The organism is Agromyces hippuratus, assembly GCF_013410355.1.
GTDB lineage: Bacteria > Actinomycetota > Actinomycetes > Actinomycetales > Microbacteriaceae > Agromyces > Agromyces hippuratus.
The window spans coordinates 3,567,652-3,581,477 of the sequence record NZ_JACCFI010000001.1 but is presented as its reverse complement, the minus strand read 5'-3'; the positions used below and the strand labels follow the sequence as shown (position 1 = coordinate 3,581,477).

Sequence of the window (13,826 nt, the reverse complement as noted above, 5' to 3'; positions counted from 1 at the left end):
CCGGGTACACCTAGAGCGCCAGGAGGAGTTGATCCGCCTGCGCGACGCCCGACGAGTACGACGCCGACACGGTACTGGTGCGCATGCCGGCCCAGTACAGGACGCCGCCGACGGTTGCGGCCATGTCCCTCGAGTTGCCTCCGCTGCCGTATGGGCCCCACGAGTAGGGCTCGTTGGCCCAGTCGGTCATCACGGCCTTGTGGTACCGAAGGCCGGGGTCTCCCGCGGACTTCCGCACGACCTCGAGCACTGCTTGGTACTTCTGCTCGAGCGGAAGCGCGTGGAGTTCTCGTGCCGCTGCGCCGGTCTCCCATCCCACGATGGCCTGCCCCTTGTAGCCGGGGGAGGCGATCGAGGCGTTCCACAGCGTGGTCGGGAAGTGATCCATGGACTCGGCGTAGCCCCAGTTGTCGGTGCCGTTGGGTGTGAACACCTTCTCCTTGAACTCGAGCACGCACTTGAAGATGTCGTGGTATTCGAACGCGTCGAAGGCGGCCCACTTGGCGGCAGGCAGGCCGGGGGTGAATGCGATGTCGCGACGCTGCATGACCCCCGCGGGGACGGCGAAGACGACTCGGCGTCCGAACATCGCGCCCGCGGACGTGAGCAGCTCGACGCCGTTCGCGGTGTAGCTGACCTCTTCGACCACGGTCCGCAACATGACCGGGACGTCGCCCGCGATGAAGTGCAGCAGTTGGTCGTAGCCGCCGACGATCTTGTAGTCTCCGTCGTCGTACCGCGAGTCGTTCGGGTCCAGGATCTCCGGCTCCGGCGCCTGCTCGGGATGCAGCGTGTACCGGATGCAGTCCCGGAGCGGTGCGGCGACGCGAGAGGCGGCCGTGTCGTACAGCGGATCGCTGTCGTCGGTCAACTCGTAGGTGAGGCCCGTCGGCGTGTTCGCGGCGGTCACCCCGAGGCGCAGGAGGTACGCGTCGGCCATCTCGCCGGGAAGTGCGGCCGGCAGCGGGAGGTTCTGCCCTGCAGGGTCGTACGGGATGAGCGCCTCCGGCAGGCCCAGCGGGAACAGCCAGGAGGTCGGAGAGTCCCATTGATGCCATTGGGAGGACGGCGAGGACCTCGGTGCATCGGCCTGGCGGATGTAGTTGTTCTGGAACATCCGCATGTCGAACCCGGCCCGCTCGATCCACGGGTAGGTCGACGCATAGGGGCCGCCATGGACGAGTTCGCAGCCGCGCTCGACCGGGATGCCCATCGACGTCCGGTCGGTGTGCATGCGGCCGCCGATCCTGTCGCGGGCCTCGACGATCACGACACGCAGATCGGGGTGCTGATCCGTGAGGCGACGCGCCGCACCGATGCCCGCCGCACCGGCCCCGACCACGATCACGTCCCACGTGCTCTTGTCGCCCTTCGCGTGCCTCAGCGACGGCGTGCCGTTGCCGTGGCCGTTCCCAGGGCCGATCGGCTGGCCGCCGGCAGCGACATCGGCGAGACCTGCGGCGGCGGCGAGCCCGCCCATCAAGAGCCCGCGACGGCTGATGTTCTCCATGGTGCTACTCCTTCGTAGTCGAATCGGTGGAACCGCAACGGCCGCGATCGCGGCGATGGCCGCGCGTCCGCATGGCCGGAGACTCGGTGACGATGCTGGGTGTCCCACTCCCCGTTGAGTGCACGACGACGACTGCTCATGTCGATCTGAGAGTCATCCTCACCGGAATCTGCTGAACACGCAACAGTTGAGGGAATCTTTGTCGAATCAACAGTGAGATGTCAATGATCTTCACGGAACGCCACGCTCAGCAGCTCGCCTCATCACCGCACGAGGCGCGCTGCCCGTTGGGCGTGCCCGCCACCCGACGCCGTGCTGGCGCTAGGTTCGTTGCATGGCCGCACCATTCGAGATGGACGACATCGACCGTCGCATCATCGCCGCCCTCCAGGTCGACGGGCGCCGGTCGTTCCAGCGTCTCGCCGACGATCTCGGAGTGCCGGCTTCGTCAGTGCGCTACCGCACCAAGCGGCTCGAGGACGCCGGGATCCTGCAGATCGTCGGCATCGCCAACCCCCTCGCGATCGGCTTCGACCGGCTCGCGATGATCGGCATCCGCGTGACACCGGGCACCGCCCGCTCGGTCTGTGCGGCGCTCGCCGAGCTCCCCGAGACGAGCTACGTCATCCACACCACCGGCCGCTTCGACGTGATGGCCGAGGTGATCTGCGAAGACGTGCCGCACTTCATCGACATGTTGAACGGACGCATCGCGGCGATCTCGGGCGTGGTCTCGACGGAGTCGTTCTTCGTGCTCGAGGCGCACAAGCTCTCGTACGGGTGGGGTGTCGGCAGCGTTCGTCCCGCGATCGATGAGCCGGACGGAGTGTGACGCATGCCGCCGGCTGACCCGCTCGACGATGCCGCGACGGCGCTGTACGCGCTGCGCCCCGACGAGTTCACCGCGGCGCGCAACGCACGGGCGCAGACCGTCGCCGCCGACGATCGCGAGCTCGCGGCCCGCATCCGCGAGCTCCGACGACCCTCCCCTGCCGCCTGGCTCGTGAACCAGCTCGTGCGGCACCGGCCCGCCGAGGTCGCGGCGATCCTCGACCTCGGCTCCGAGGCGCGTGCGGCACAGGCCGGCTTCGACACGGCCGAGCTCGCCGAGCTCGGCCGGCAGCGTCGTCGCCTCGTCTCGGCGCTCGCCCGCGAGGCGGGTTCCCTCGCCGAGGACCTCGGCTCCCCGGTGCGCACTCCCGTGCTCGACGAGGTCGCGCAGACGCTGCAGGCCGCGATGTCGGATGCCGCTGCCGCCGACGCCGTGCGCACGGGACGCCTCGTGCGGGCGCTCGAGGCCGTCGGCGTCGAGGTCGACCTGGGCGACGCCGTCGCCGGCGGGCCGGCACCTCGCACCGAACCCGATCGAGCGGCGGGCACGGGGGACTCCGCCGGGCCGCTGAGCGCCGCGGCGGCGAAGCGAGCCGAGACGGCACGGGCCCGCGCCCAGCGCGCGGTCGCCGAGGCCGAGGAACGGGCGGCCGCGGCATCCGCTGCGCTCGACGCCCTCGACGCGCGGCTCGCCGAGGCCGACCGGGAGCACCGTGATCTCGCGTCTCGCCGCGACGAGCTCGACGCGGAACTGCGCACGGTCGAGGCGGAGATCGCCGAGGCCGATCGAGCGACGCGCACGCTCACCCGCGAACGTGATCGCGCGGCCCGCGACGCCGAGGCCGCGGAGGTCGACGCCGATGAGGCGCGCGAGGCGCGCGAGGCGCTGGAGGGGCTCGAGTAGCTGCCCGGCCGCCGCCTCGACGAATCGCTCAGCTGCGCTCGAGCAGCCAGTCCATGGCATCGGGCACGACGTCGAGCACCGACACGTGCCCGTCGTCGAGTCGCATCCAGAGCGAGGCACGGGGAATGTGCGCGAGCAGCCACGAGGCGTGTTTCGCGGGCACCACCCGATCGCCCTCGCCCTGCACGAGGAGCACGGGCGCGCCGATGGATCCGAGGTCGAAGTCCCAAGGGGCGGCGAATGCGACGTCGTCGTCGATGAGGCCGTCGGGCCCGGCCTCCCCGGCGCGCGCGGAGTCGGCGCCGAGCGTCGCCCATCGCTCGTCGAGCGCCGCCCAGTCGACGGGGAGGAACTGCGACGGGTCGGACTCCTCGGTTTCGGCGAACGCCGCCCGCGCTGCGCGCCCCTCGACGGCGGCCTGCAGGCCGCCCGGCGAGGCCATGCCGGCGAACCAGTCGTAGGCGGTGGTGCGCGGGGCGATGCCCGCGAGCGTGACCGCACCCGTGACACGCTCCGGCAGCAGAGCCGCACACGCGAGGGCGTGCGGACCACCGCCTGAGGCGCCCATCACGGCGAACCGCTCGAGGCCGAGCACATCGGCGATCGCCGCGACATCCGCTGCCGCCGACGCGACGTCGCGACCTGGCCGCGGCGTGGAGCCGCCGTACGACGGACGCCCATAGGAGACGAGCCGGATGCCCCTCGCCGACGCCGCCTCGAGCAGCGGCTCGAGTGGGGCGCCCGTCTGCGGGGAGCCGTGGTGCCAGACGAGGGTCAGCGGCGAGGAGGGATCCGCCCCCGTGTCGAAAGCGTGCAGGCTGCCGCCGTCGCGGAGCGGCACGTCGAGTTCGGTGAGCGCCACGGCTGGCTCAGCCCTCCACGCCGGCGGCGCGAACGGCCGCCGCGGTGAACGCGGGGCGCACCCGCTCCCACCCGTCGAGGTACCCGCCGACCATCGCGGCGTCGCGGAGCAGCACGAGCTGGCCCGCGGCGCCCACGGGGTCCTCCACCTCGGCCGCCGTCAGCACCGACTCCAGCTCGGAACGGAACCACTCGCGGTGCCCGGCGACGGCCCGGCGCACTCCGCTGGCGGCGTCCGGGTACTCGGCGGCGGCGTTGATGAACGGGCAGCCGCGGGTGTGGTGGCGGGCGACGTCGTCGGCGAGCCCCTCGATCACGAGGCCCACGAGCTGCTTCGGTTCGGCGCCGGATGCCTCGGCGGCCGCGAATGCGCCGCGGATGTTCGCATCCTCGACGCCGAGGTAGGCCTCGACCAGGTCCTCCTTGCCCGGGAAGTGCCGGTAGAAGGTCGCCCGGGTGACCCCGGCCTCGCCGATGATGCGGTCGACGCCGACCGAGTGGATGCCCTCGCGGTAGAAGAGCTCGGAGGCCGTGCGCAGCAGGCGTTCGCGCGCTTCGGACGTGCCGGTGGAGGTGCTTCGAGGTGCCATACCGAAAATGATAGAACGATCTTTCTCTTTTTGCTTGACATCCGATGCGACCGGGGGTAACTTCTCAGACATAGACAGAACGATCGTTCTACCAAAGGGTGGGACGCCACGAGAAGGAGAGAACCATGACCACCACCACCAAGACCCCCATCGTCCTCATCCACGGACTCTGGATGACCCCGAAGAGCTGGAACACCTGGGCCGAGTACTTCCGGGCCCGCGGCCACGAGGTCATCGTTCCGGGCTGGCCCGGCATCGACGACCGCGAGGTCGCCGACATCCGCTCGAACCCCGAGGCGCTGCAGGGCATCGGCCTGAAGCAGATCGCCGACCACTACGAGCGCATCATCCGGGCCCTGCCCGAGAAGCCGATCATCATGGGCCACTCGTTCGGCGGCCTGCTCACCCAGATGCTCGCCGACCGCGGGCTCGGCGTCGCCTACGTCGGCGTCACCCCCGGCCAGCCCGCCGGCATCACCACCCTCCCGGCGTCGACCCTCTGGACCGGCACGCCGATCCTCTCGAACCCGTTCGCGAAGAACGGCGCCAAGCCGCTCTCGAAGGGGCACTTCCACTTCACCTTCGGCAACGACCTCGATCGCGCGGCATCCGATCGCCTCTGGGAGGAGTTCGCGGTGAACTCGTACAACCGGGTGTTCTTCGAGGGCGTCGCCGGTGCGTTCAACGAGCAGGGCGGCGTCAGCCACGTCGACTTCGGACGCACCGACCGTGCGCCGCTGCTCGTCATCACGGGTGAGATCGACCACGTCGTGCCGCCGGCCATCGGCAGGGCCATCGTGAAGAAGTACCACTCGACCGGCAGCCCCGCCGTCGTCGAGTACCGCGAGTTCGCGGGCCGCACCCACCGCATCGTCAGCCAGGACGGCTGGGAGGAGGTCGCCGAGTACGCCCTCACCTGGGCGACCGAGCACGCCGAGGCGGCCACGCCCGCGGCCTGAGCACGGTGGCCCCATGACGGGACCACTCGTGTCGCACCGGACCACGGATATCCCGGGTCCGGTGCGACACGAGTGGTCCCGACGTGGTTGAGCGGCGCGGGCGGCGTCAGCGCTCGATCGAGCCCTGACCGTCGCCGCGACCGAAGACGCTCCGCAGCACGAAGTACACGACGACCGCGACCACGGCGACGATCACGAGCTTGCCGATGAACCAGAGCAGGCTGAACAGCACGTCGACGAGGAACCACGCGATCACGACGGCGACGATCACGCCGATGACGGTCCAGACGGTGCGGCTCATGATCCGAGGCTAGCCGACGGGCGCGGATGCCCCGGCACCGCGATCATCGCACGTCGCCCGTCACGGGGCATGGCCGTCGAAGAGCAGGGTCGGCACGGGGCCGAACGGCATCGACCGCACGCGGAGCGGCCGCACGTCGTCGCCGACGAAGCCCGCATCGGCGAGTGCCCGAGCGGGGTCCCGATCCCAGTGGCATCCGTGGCAGAACCTCGCCGAGAACGGAGTGGCGATGCGCTGCACCGCCCGCTTCACGGTGCGCGGAGGCGCGACGACGTGGTCGATGAACACGACCCGGCCGCCGGGCACGAGCACCCGGCGCACCTCGGCCAGCGCCGCCGCGGGGTCGGCGACCGAGCAGAGCACCCAGGTCGCCACGACCGCATCGACGGAGCGGTCGGGCAGAGGGATCGACTCGGCCATGGCGTCGAGCGGCTCGGCGCGATGACCCCACTCGCGAGCACGCGTCGCGAGCTCGGCACGTCGCTCGGCATCGGGCTCGAGTCCGATCCACTCGACGTCGACGTGCAGCGCCCCGAAGTTCTCACCCTCCCCCGCACCGATCTCGAGCACCCGGCCGCGCACCCGGCCGACGAACTCCCGCTCGAGGTCGTCGAGGTCGTCGTCGTCGATGAGCTCGGATGCCGCGGCCCTCGATTGCTCCATGCGGCCATGCGAACACGACTGCGGCCTCCCGTCAACCTGGCGCACACCGACCGGGCACGCCCGCGCCGTAGGCTGGTGCGATGGTCAGGCGATTCCTCTCCGGTGCCGGCCTGCTGCTGCGCGGCTTCGGGTTCTGGGCGCGACGGCCCGGCGTCATGATGCTCGGCCTGATTCCCGCGGCGATCGTCTTCGCGATCGTACTGGCCGCGCTCGTCGCGCTCGGCATCCAGCTGCCGGCGATCGTCGAGTGGGCCACGCCGTTCGCCGAGCGGTGGGACGCGTTCTGGACGGCGTCGCTGCGCATCGCCATCGCCGCGGTGACCTTCGCCGGTGCCGTGCTGCTCGCGGCGGTCACGTTCACCGCGGTGACGCTCGCCGTCGGCGATCCGTTCTACGAACGCATCTGGCGTGCCGTCGAGATCGAGCTCGGCGGCGAGGTGCCCGATCGCGGGGCCGGATTCTGGCGGGCGGCCGCCGATGCCGCCGCGCTCATCGCCCTCGGCGTCGTCGCAGCACTCGCCGTCGCACTGATCGGGTTGATTCCGGTCGTCGGAGCGGTCGTCGCACCGGTGCTGGGCGTCGTGCTGTCGGGATGGCTGCTCGCACGCGAGCTCACCGCCCGCGCCTTCGAGGCTCGCGGCATCACGTCGACCGACCGCAAGGCGGTGCTTCGCGGCCAGCGGGCCCGGATGCTCGGGTTCGGCGTCGCGACCCAGCTCTGCTTCATGGTGCCGCTCGGCGCCGTCATCGCGATGCCCGCAGCCGTCGCGGGTTCGACGATGCTCGCGCGCGCGGCGCTCGATGCGTCGCACCCTCCGGCAGGTTCGGGCCCGACGCCGCCTTCGGCCTGAGCATCAGGGCGCGGGCACCAGCTCACCCGGCAACGACGGATGGCCCGGCCGACCTCGAGCCCACGATCATCAGCTCTCGGACTTCGAGACGCGATGCGCGCCGATAGGGTAACGCTGAAGAACTCCGAGCTCCAGCCAGACATTCCGCGACCCGACCAGAAGGAACAGTCCTCATGTCTCAGAACCGCACCATCAAGCCCTCGCCTGCGTTCATCGGTGCGTCCTGGGCGGCTCTCGCCATCGGAATGGGCACCTACCTCATCTCGCTGTTGAACGCCGACATGGAGCTGAACGAGAAGGGGTACTACCTCTCGCTCCTCCTCCTGGGCCTGTTCGCCGCGATCTCCGTGCAGAAGTCGGTCCGTGACCGCGCCGAGGCGATCCCGGTCACGAACATCTACTACGGCATCGCTTGGCTGATGCTCGCCGCCGCACTCACACTCCTCATCGTCGGGCTCATCAACGCCCGCAGCATCTCCATCAGTGAGAAGCTGGTGTACGGAGTCTCCTTCGCGATGTCGCTCTACGCCGTGGTCGCGATCCAGAAGAACGTCCGCGACCTCGCGACCTCGGAGGATCCGGACGAGGTGCAGGCGGCTCGTCAGCCTCATCTCCTCGTCACGTCGCCGTCCAAAGACGGGGCGCTCGACTGAGGGCTGCCGCACGCCTGCCGCTGCCAGCGCACCCCGTCTCGCACGCGCTGAAGGATTCGGCGGCTCCGGTCCGCATCAAGCCGGTGGATCTCTCACGCCCTCCGGTGGGTGACCGCCGAACAGCAGAGCGGATGCCGCGGCGCGAGACCGCGGCATCCGCTCTGCCGTTTCGTCGTCAGCGCAACCCGGCGAAGAACGCGCGGATGTCGCCGGCCACGAGTTCGGGCACCTCGAGTGCGGCGTAGTGGCCACCCTGCTCGAAGCGGCTCCAGTGCACGATGTTCGAGTTGTCGCGCTCGGCGAAGACCTTGATCGTCTGGAAGTCGTCCTTGAAGACCGCCACGCCGGTGGGCGCGGCGTTGATCTGCGGCTCGGCCTCGGCGCGTGCGTTGTCGAGGTAGCTGCGGCTCATGCCGGCGGCGGCATTCGCGAACCAGTTGACGCTCACCTCGGTGATGATCTGCTCGAGGGTGACGAGCGAGGTGCCGTTGCCGAACGAGTTGAAGAGCTCGCTGTAGGCGAGCAGCGCGATCGGCGAGTCGCTGAGCCCGACCGCGACGGTCTGGGGCCGGCTCGCGTTCATGGTGTTGTAGCCCCCGACCGACTGGAACCACTGCATGTGCTCGAGTCCCGCGTAGTCCTGCGGCTCGAGGTGCTCGAACTCGGCCGGGTCGCCGCTCGGGAACGAGAAGAGCTGCAGCACGTGGAGGCCGAGGAAGCCCTCGGGGCTCGCGAGCCCCAGCTCGCGGGCGACGAGGGCCCCGTTGTCGGAGCCGTGGATGCCGTACTCGGCATATCCGAGCCGGTGCATGAGCTCGTCGTAGGCACGGGCGACGCGCGCGGTGGTCCAGCCGGGCTCGGCGACCGGGTTCGAGAAGCCGTAGCCCGGGGCATCCGGGATCACGACGTCGAACGCGTCCTCGGCGCGGCCCCCGTGCGCGACGGGGTCGACGAGCAGGTCGATGAGGTCGAGGTAGTCGACGGACGACCCGGGGTAGGTGTGCGCGAGCAGCAGCGGCGTCGCCCCGGGGTGCGCCGAACGCACGTGGATGAAGTGGATGGGCTGGCCGTCGACCTCGGTCGTGAAGTGCGGCACGGCGTTGATGCGCGCCTCGGCGGCACGCCAGTCGAACGCGCGCCATGCTGCGACGGCCTCGCGGAGGTAGGCGTTCGGCGTTCCCGTGTCCCAGTCGTCGGCGGGTGCCGGCTGGGGCAGCCGGGTGAGCGCGAGTCGCTCCATGAGGTCGTCGAGCTCGGCCTGGGCGACGTCGATCGTGAACGGGCGGATGTCGGTGGAGGTGGTGTTCGTCATGTCTTCGACGGTACGGTGCATATAGGAACATTCAGTTCCTAATGATGGATCGAGTTTTCAACATGTCAGACACCGCCGCCCGACTGCTCTCACTGCTCGCCCTGCTGCAGACCCGACCCGACTGGACGAGCACCGAACTCGGCGCTCGGCTCGGCGTGACCCCGCGCACCATCCGCAACGACATCGACCGCCTGCGCGAGCTCGACTACCCCGTCGACGCCACCCGCGGTGCCGCCGGCGGCTATCGCCTCGGCGCGGGCGCCAAGCTGCCGCCGCTGCTCCTCGACGACGAGGAGGCGGTCGCCGTGGCGATCGGCCTGCGCGCCGCGACCGGCATCGCCGGCGTCGAGGAGTCGAGCACGCGAGCACTCTCGAAGCTCGAGCAGGTGCTGCCGTCGCGACTCCGCCCCACGGTCGAGGCGCTCGCGACCGTGATCGAGCGCGCGCCCGAGAACAACGACACCGACGCGCCCGACCCCGAGGTCGATGCCGCCGTGCTCACCGCGGTGGCGAGCGCCATCCGCGGGGTCGAATGGATCCGGTTCGACTACCAGGGCTCGGCGCGCCTCATCGAGCCGTACCGGCTGCTGAGCTGGGCACGCCGTTGGTACCTGGTTGGCCGCGACCCGTCGACCGACGAGTGGGGCACCTTCCGCGCCGACTGGATCGAGCCGCGCATGCCGACGCGGCGCCGCTTCGAGCCGACGACGCTGCCGGGCGACGACTACACCGCCTTCGCGATGCGCTCCATCGCCGAGAGCGGCTGGAAGGTGCATGCTCGTCTGCGCATCGCTGCGCCGGCCGACGCCGTGCTCGCCCGCATCCACCACGCGGTGGGCGTCGTCGAAGCCGTCTCCGATACCGAGTCGGTGCTCGTCACCGGCGCCGACTCGCTCGACACCATCGCCGCCTACATCGGCATGCTGGGCATGGATTTCACGGTCGAGTCGCCCGACGAGCTGCGCTCACTGCTCCTGGCCTACAGCGAACGCTACGCCCGAGCCGCTCGCGCGCCCGCAGGAAATCTTTGATTCGACAGTATGGCAACAGCGGTCGCTTCTCCATGAAGCGAGCCGCATTTCCGTGTGAAACACCTGATCAATGATGCGCAGGAGACTCTCGATGAACTTCAGCTTCGACCCTCACCGCCGCCGGGTACTCCAGATCGGCGGCGTCGTCGCGATGACCCCCCTGTTCGGCGACCTGCTGACCGCCCGACCCGCTGCCGCAACGACGTTCGCGCCGGCAGGCGTGGCCGCTTCGACCCGCCGCGCCGCACTCGCCGCCCCGACGCTCTCCCGGAAGTCGCTCTGGTACGGCACCCCGGCGACCGACTGGCAGTCGCAGGCACTGCCGATCGGCAACGGCCGGCTCGGCGGCATGATCTTCGCGAACCCCGACGAGGAGGTCGTGCAGTTCAACGAGCAGAGCCTCTGGGGCGGCGTCAACGACTACGACAACGCGCTCATGGGCAAGCCCGACGGAGCGTACGACACGAGCGTGACGGGCTTCGGCTCCTACCGCGACTTCGGCACCATGCGCTTCACGTTCGCCGCCGGCCCGAAGGTCACCGCGCCGGGCGGCCCGTACCGCGTCTCCGGATCCGAAGGCGTCGACCGCACCTACGACGGCAATTCGCGCACCAAGTGGTGCATCGACGGCCCGCCGGCCACGGTGCTGTGGCAGGCGGAACTGCCCGACCCTGCGACGGTGACGAACTACAGCTTCACGAGCGCCAACGACGTGCCGGCCCGCGACCCGCAGGAGTGGACGCTCTCGGGTTCGCAGAACGGCGTCGACTGGAGCGTGCTCGACACTCGCACGGGCGCCCCCTTCGAAAGCCGTTTCCAGGCCAAGCAGTACACCTTCGACAACGCCACCGCCTATCGCTACTACCGCTTCACGTTCGTGCCGAAGTCCGGCGTCAGCCACTTCCAGGTCTCCGAGATCTCGCTCGGCGGCGTCAGCCTCTCGTCGGGGGCACTCGCCTACGTCTCGTCGCCGAGCGGCGCGTCCGCCGGCACGGACGCCTCGACCGACCTGGCCCGCAGCGTCGACGGCGACCCGGCGACGGCCTGGCGCGTCGCCGAACCCGGTGACGGAGTGCAGTGGCAGCTCGACCTGCCGGCCAAGGCGGTCGCGACGTCGTACGTGCTGACCGCGGCATCCGACGCGCCGGAGCAGGACCCGGTGCGCTGGCGGCTCGAGGCGTCCGTCGACGGCGTCGACTGGGTCACCCTCGACTCGCGCGAGCCCGGCGCCCCCTTCGCCGCCCGCGGCGAGGCGAAGACCTCCACGTTCGCGAACGCGACGGCCTACGCCTCATACCGATTCACATTCGCCACTGCATCGGCGACGACCCCGTTCGCGATCGGCGAGGTCGCCCTCGTCGGCCCGTCGTTCGACTCGCGCACGCTGCGCGCGGTCACCGACTACCGGCGCGGGCTCGACACCGCCGTCGGCGTGCACGTGACGCAGTTCGGCACCATCGCGGGCCAGGTGATCCGCGAGGCCTTCGCAAGCCGTACGGCCGACGTCATGGTGCTGCGCTACACGACCGACGCCGAGTCGGGCATCTCAGGGGTCGTCTCGCTCGCCTCGGCGCAGGAGCAGGCGCCGACCGCCGGCACTGGGGGCGGCATCGGCGCCGAGATCGGATTCCGCGGGGTGATGGCCAACGCGCTCAAGCACGCCTGCACCATCCGGGTCGTCGAGGCCGATGGCACGGTGACCGTCGAGGGTGCGACCCTCCGCGTCGCCGGCTGCCACACGCTCACCCTCGTGCTCGATGCCCGCACCGACTACAAGATGAGCGCGGTCGACGGATGGCGCGGCGACGCCCCCGAGCCGGGCATCGCCACCGCGCTCGACGCCGCTGCCGCACGCTCGTTCGACGAACTGCGCGACGAGCACACCGCCCAGGTGTCGGAGCTCATGTCGCGGGCGACCGTCGCGTGGGGCGAGACGGATGCCTCGGTGCTCGCGCTCTCGACGAGTCAGCGTCTCGCTCGGTACAAGAAGGGAAAGGCCGACCCCACGCTCGAGCAGGCGATGTACGACTACGGGCGGTACCTGCTGCTCAGCTCCTCGCGGCCCGGCGGTCTGCCCGCCAACCTGCAGGGGCTCTGGAACAACAGCAACCAGCCGCCGTGGGCGAGCGATTACCACACGAACATCAACGTGCAGATGAACTACTGGGGGGCCGAATCGACGAACCTCGCCGAGAGCCACACCGCACTCATCGACTTCGTCGAGCAGGTCGCGGTGCCGAGCCGGGTCGCGACGCGGAACGCGTTCGGCGAGGAGACGCGCGGCTGGACCGCACGCACCTCGCAGTCGATCTTCGGCGGCAACTCCTGGGAGTGGAACACGGTCGCGAGCGCCTGGTACGCCCAGCACATCTACGAGCACTGGGCCTTCACGCAGGACGAGCGCTATCTGCGCGAGACGGCGCACCCGATGATCAAGGAGATCTGCGAGTTCTGGGAGGACCGTCTCGAGGAGAACGCCGACGGGCAGCTCGTCGCCCCCGACGGCTGGTCGCCCGAGCACGGACCGCGCGAAGACGGCGTCATGTACGACCAGCAGATCATCTGGGACCTGTTCGAGAACTACCTCGACTGCGCCGAGGCGCTCGACGTGGACGAGACCTACCGCGAGAAGGTCGCCGACATGCAGGCGCGCCTGGCCCCGAACAGGATCGGGCGATGGGGCCAGCTGCAGGAGTGGCAACGCGACCTCGACGACCCGAACGACATCCACCGGCACACCTCGCATCTCTTCGCGGTGTACCCGGGTCGCCAGATCACCGACGCGACGCCCGAGCTCGCCGCCGCCGCACTCGTCTCCCTCAAGGCCCGCTGCGGCGAGAAGGAGGGCGTGCCGTTCACCGAGGCGACGGTCTCCGGCGACAGCCGGCGCTCGTGGACGTGGCCGTGGCGCACCGCGCTCTTCGCCCGTCTCGGCGACGCGGAGCGCGCGCGCATCATGCTGCGCGGCCTGCTCTCGTTCAACACCCTGCCGAACCTCTTCTGCGACCACCCGCCCTTCCAGATGGACGGCAACTTCGGCATCTCCGGCGCCGTCACCGAGATGCTGCTGCAGAGTCACCAGAGCGTCATCCACCTGCTGCCGGCACTGCCCGAGGAATGGCAGGCCGAAGGATCGTTCTCGGGGCTCCGCGCCCGCGGCGGCTACGAGGTCAGTTGCGAGTGGAAGAACGGCCGGGTGGTCTCGTTCGACATCGTGGCCGACCGCGCGCCCAACCAGGGCAACGTCATCGTGCGGGTCGACGGCGTCGACCACCGGGTGAAGCCGGCCAACCCGAAGAGCGGTCAGCCGATGCGCGACAAGGGCCCGGTCGGCTGATCAGCTCGCAACCGTGAAGACGC

Annotated in this window: 13 protein-coding genes; 7 read left to right on the top strand and 6 right to left on the bottom strand. The window is 70.2% G+C overall.

What is annotated here, in order from left to right; genetic code table 11:
• Positions 1–10: 10 nt before the first annotated feature.
• Positions 11–1,510, bottom strand: coding sequence for a flavin monoamine oxidase family protein (locus tag BJY17_RS16725; protein WP_179552369.1), 1,500 nt, complete (start codon positions 1,508–1,510; stop codon positions 11–13).
• A gap of 334 nt (positions 1,511–1,844) precedes the next feature.
• On the opposite strand from BJY17_RS16725, the gene BJY17_RS16720 reads away from it, so the two are divergent.
• Positions 1,845–2,342 carry an Lrp/AsnC family transcriptional regulator gene (locus BJY17_RS16720; RefSeq protein WP_179552368.1) on the top strand — a complete coding sequence of 166 codons (498 nt, stop codon included), beginning with the start codon at positions 1,845–1,847 and terminating at the stop codon, positions 2,340–2,342.
• Between the two features lie 3 nt (positions 2,343–2,345).
• The gene (locus BJY17_RS16715) at positions 2,346–3,245 is read left to right on the top strand and encodes a transposase (RefSeq protein WP_179552367.1); all 900 of its coding nucleotides are present in this window, start codon (positions 2,346–2,348) and stop codon (positions 3,243–3,245) included.
• 28 nt (positions 3,246–3,273) lie between these two features.
• Here BJY17_RS16715 and BJY17_RS16710 read toward each other — a convergent pair whose 3' ends face one another.
• Positions 3,274–4,107, bottom strand: a complete 834-nt coding sequence (locus BJY17_RS16710) for an alpha/beta fold hydrolase (RefSeq protein ID WP_179552366.1) — start codon at positions 4,105–4,107, stop codon at positions 3,274–3,276.
• 7 nt (positions 4,108–4,114) lie between these two features.
• A complete protein-coding gene (locus BJY17_RS16705; protein ID WP_179552365.1) occupies positions 4,115–4,696 on the bottom strand; it encodes a TetR/AcrR family transcriptional regulator in 582 nt (193 codons plus the stop codon).
• A gap of 125 nt (positions 4,697–4,821) precedes the next feature.
• Here BJY17_RS16705 and BJY17_RS16700 point away from each other — a divergent pair, with 125 nt between their 5' ends.
• The gene (locus BJY17_RS16700) at positions 4,822–5,655 is read left to right on the top strand and encodes an alpha/beta hydrolase (protein WP_179552364.1); all 834 of its coding nucleotides are present in this window, start codon (positions 4,822–4,824) and stop codon (positions 5,653–5,655) included.
• A 106-nt stretch (positions 5,656–5,761) separates the two neighbouring features.
• Here BJY17_RS16700 and BJY17_RS16695 read toward each other — a convergent pair whose 3' ends face one another.
• Positions 5,762–5,956: a hypothetical protein gene (locus BJY17_RS16695; RefSeq protein WP_179552363.1), complete on the bottom strand. Its 195-nt coding sequence runs from the start codon at positions 5,954–5,956 to the stop codon at positions 5,762–5,764.
• A 60-nt stretch (positions 5,957–6,016) separates the two neighbouring features.
• Positions 6,017–6,619 carry a class I SAM-dependent methyltransferase gene (locus BJY17_RS16690; protein WP_179552362.1) on the bottom strand — a complete coding sequence of 201 codons (603 nt, stop codon included), beginning with the start codon at positions 6,617–6,619 and terminating at the stop codon, positions 6,017–6,019.
• A gap of 80 nt (positions 6,620–6,699) precedes the next feature.
• Between BJY17_RS16690 and BJY17_RS16685 the strand changes: the two genes are divergently transcribed.
• Both BJY17_RS16685 and yiaA read left to right on the top strand, forming a co-directional pair.
• Positions 6,700–7,470: an EI24 domain-containing protein gene (locus tag BJY17_RS16685; RefSeq protein WP_179552361.1), complete on the top strand. Its 771-nt coding sequence runs from the start codon at positions 6,700–6,702 to the stop codon at positions 7,468–7,470.
• A gap of 173 nt (positions 7,471–7,643) precedes the next feature.
• Positions 7,644–8,123 (top strand): inner membrane protein YiaA, encoded by a 480-nt coding sequence (gene yiaA, locus BJY17_RS16680; protein ID WP_179552360.1) that lies wholly within the window; start codon positions 7,644–7,646, stop codon positions 8,121–8,123.
• A gap of 175 nt (positions 8,124–8,298) precedes the next feature.
• Here yiaA and BJY17_RS16675 read toward each other — a convergent pair whose 3' ends face one another.
• Positions 8,299–9,435, bottom strand: coding sequence for an epoxide hydrolase family protein (locus tag BJY17_RS16675; protein WP_179552359.1), 1,137 nt, complete (start codon positions 9,433–9,435; stop codon positions 8,299–8,301).
• 62 nt (positions 9,436–9,497) lie between these two features.
• Between BJY17_RS16675 and BJY17_RS16670 the strand changes: the two genes are divergently transcribed.
• Together BJY17_RS16670 and BJY17_RS16665 are read left to right on the top strand one after the other, a co-directional pair.
• Complete coding sequence (locus BJY17_RS16670; protein WP_179552358.1) at positions 9,498–10,466, top strand: helix-turn-helix transcriptional regulator; 969 nt, start codon at positions 9,498–9,500, stop codon at positions 10,464–10,466.
• Between the two features lie 91 nt (positions 10,467–10,557).
• The gene (locus tag BJY17_RS16665) at positions 10,558–13,803 is read left to right on the top strand and encodes a glycosyl hydrolase family 95 catalytic domain-containing protein (protein WP_179552357.1); all 3,246 of its coding nucleotides are present in this window, start codon (positions 10,558–10,560) and stop codon (positions 13,801–13,803) included.
• Positions 13,804–13,826: the final 23 nt, after the last annotated feature.

Coding starts and splice junctions, on each gene's coding strand:
- BJY17_RS16725 (WP_179552369.1), bottom strand. CDS start 1,510: ATGGAGAACATCAGCCGTCGCGGGCTCTTGATGGGCGGGCTCGCCGCC.
- BJY17_RS16720 (WP_179552368.1), top strand. CDS start 1,845: ATGGCCGCACCATTCGAGATGGACGACATCGACCGTCGCATCATCGCC.
- BJY17_RS16715 (WP_179552367.1), top strand. CDS start 2,346: ATGCCGCCGGCTGACCCGCTCGACGATGCCGCGACGGCGCTGTACGCG.
- BJY17_RS16705 (WP_179552365.1), bottom strand. CDS start 4,696: ATGGCACCTCGAAGCACCTCCACCGGCACGTCCGAAGCGCGCGAACGC.
- BJY17_RS16700 (WP_179552364.1), top strand. CDS start 4,822: ATGACCACCACCACCAAGACCCCCATCGTCCTCATCCACGGACTCTGG.
- BJY17_RS16695 (WP_179552363.1), bottom strand. CDS start 5,956: ATGAGCCGCACCGTCTGGACCGTCATCGGCGTGATCGTCGCCGTCGTG.
- BJY17_RS16690 (WP_179552362.1), bottom strand. CDS start 6,619: ATGGAGCAATCGAGGGCCGCGGCATCCGAGCTCATCGACGACGACGAC.
- BJY17_RS16685 (WP_179552361.1), top strand. CDS start 6,700: ATGGTCAGGCGATTCCTCTCCGGTGCCGGCCTGCTGCTGCGCGGCTTC.
- yiaA (WP_179552360.1), top strand. CDS start 7,644: ATGTCTCAGAACCGCACCATCAAGCCCTCGCCTGCGTTCATCGGTGCG.
- BJY17_RS16675 (WP_179552359.1), bottom strand. CDS start 9,435: ATGACGAACACCACCTCCACCGACATCCGCCCGTTCACGATCGACGTC.
- BJY17_RS16670 (WP_179552358.1), top strand. CDS start 9,498: ATGTCAGACACCGCCGCCCGACTGCTCTCACTGCTCGCCCTGCTGCAG.
- BJY17_RS16665 (WP_179552357.1), top strand. CDS start 10,558: ATGAACTTCAGCTTCGACCCTCACCGCCGCCGGGTACTCCAGATCGGC.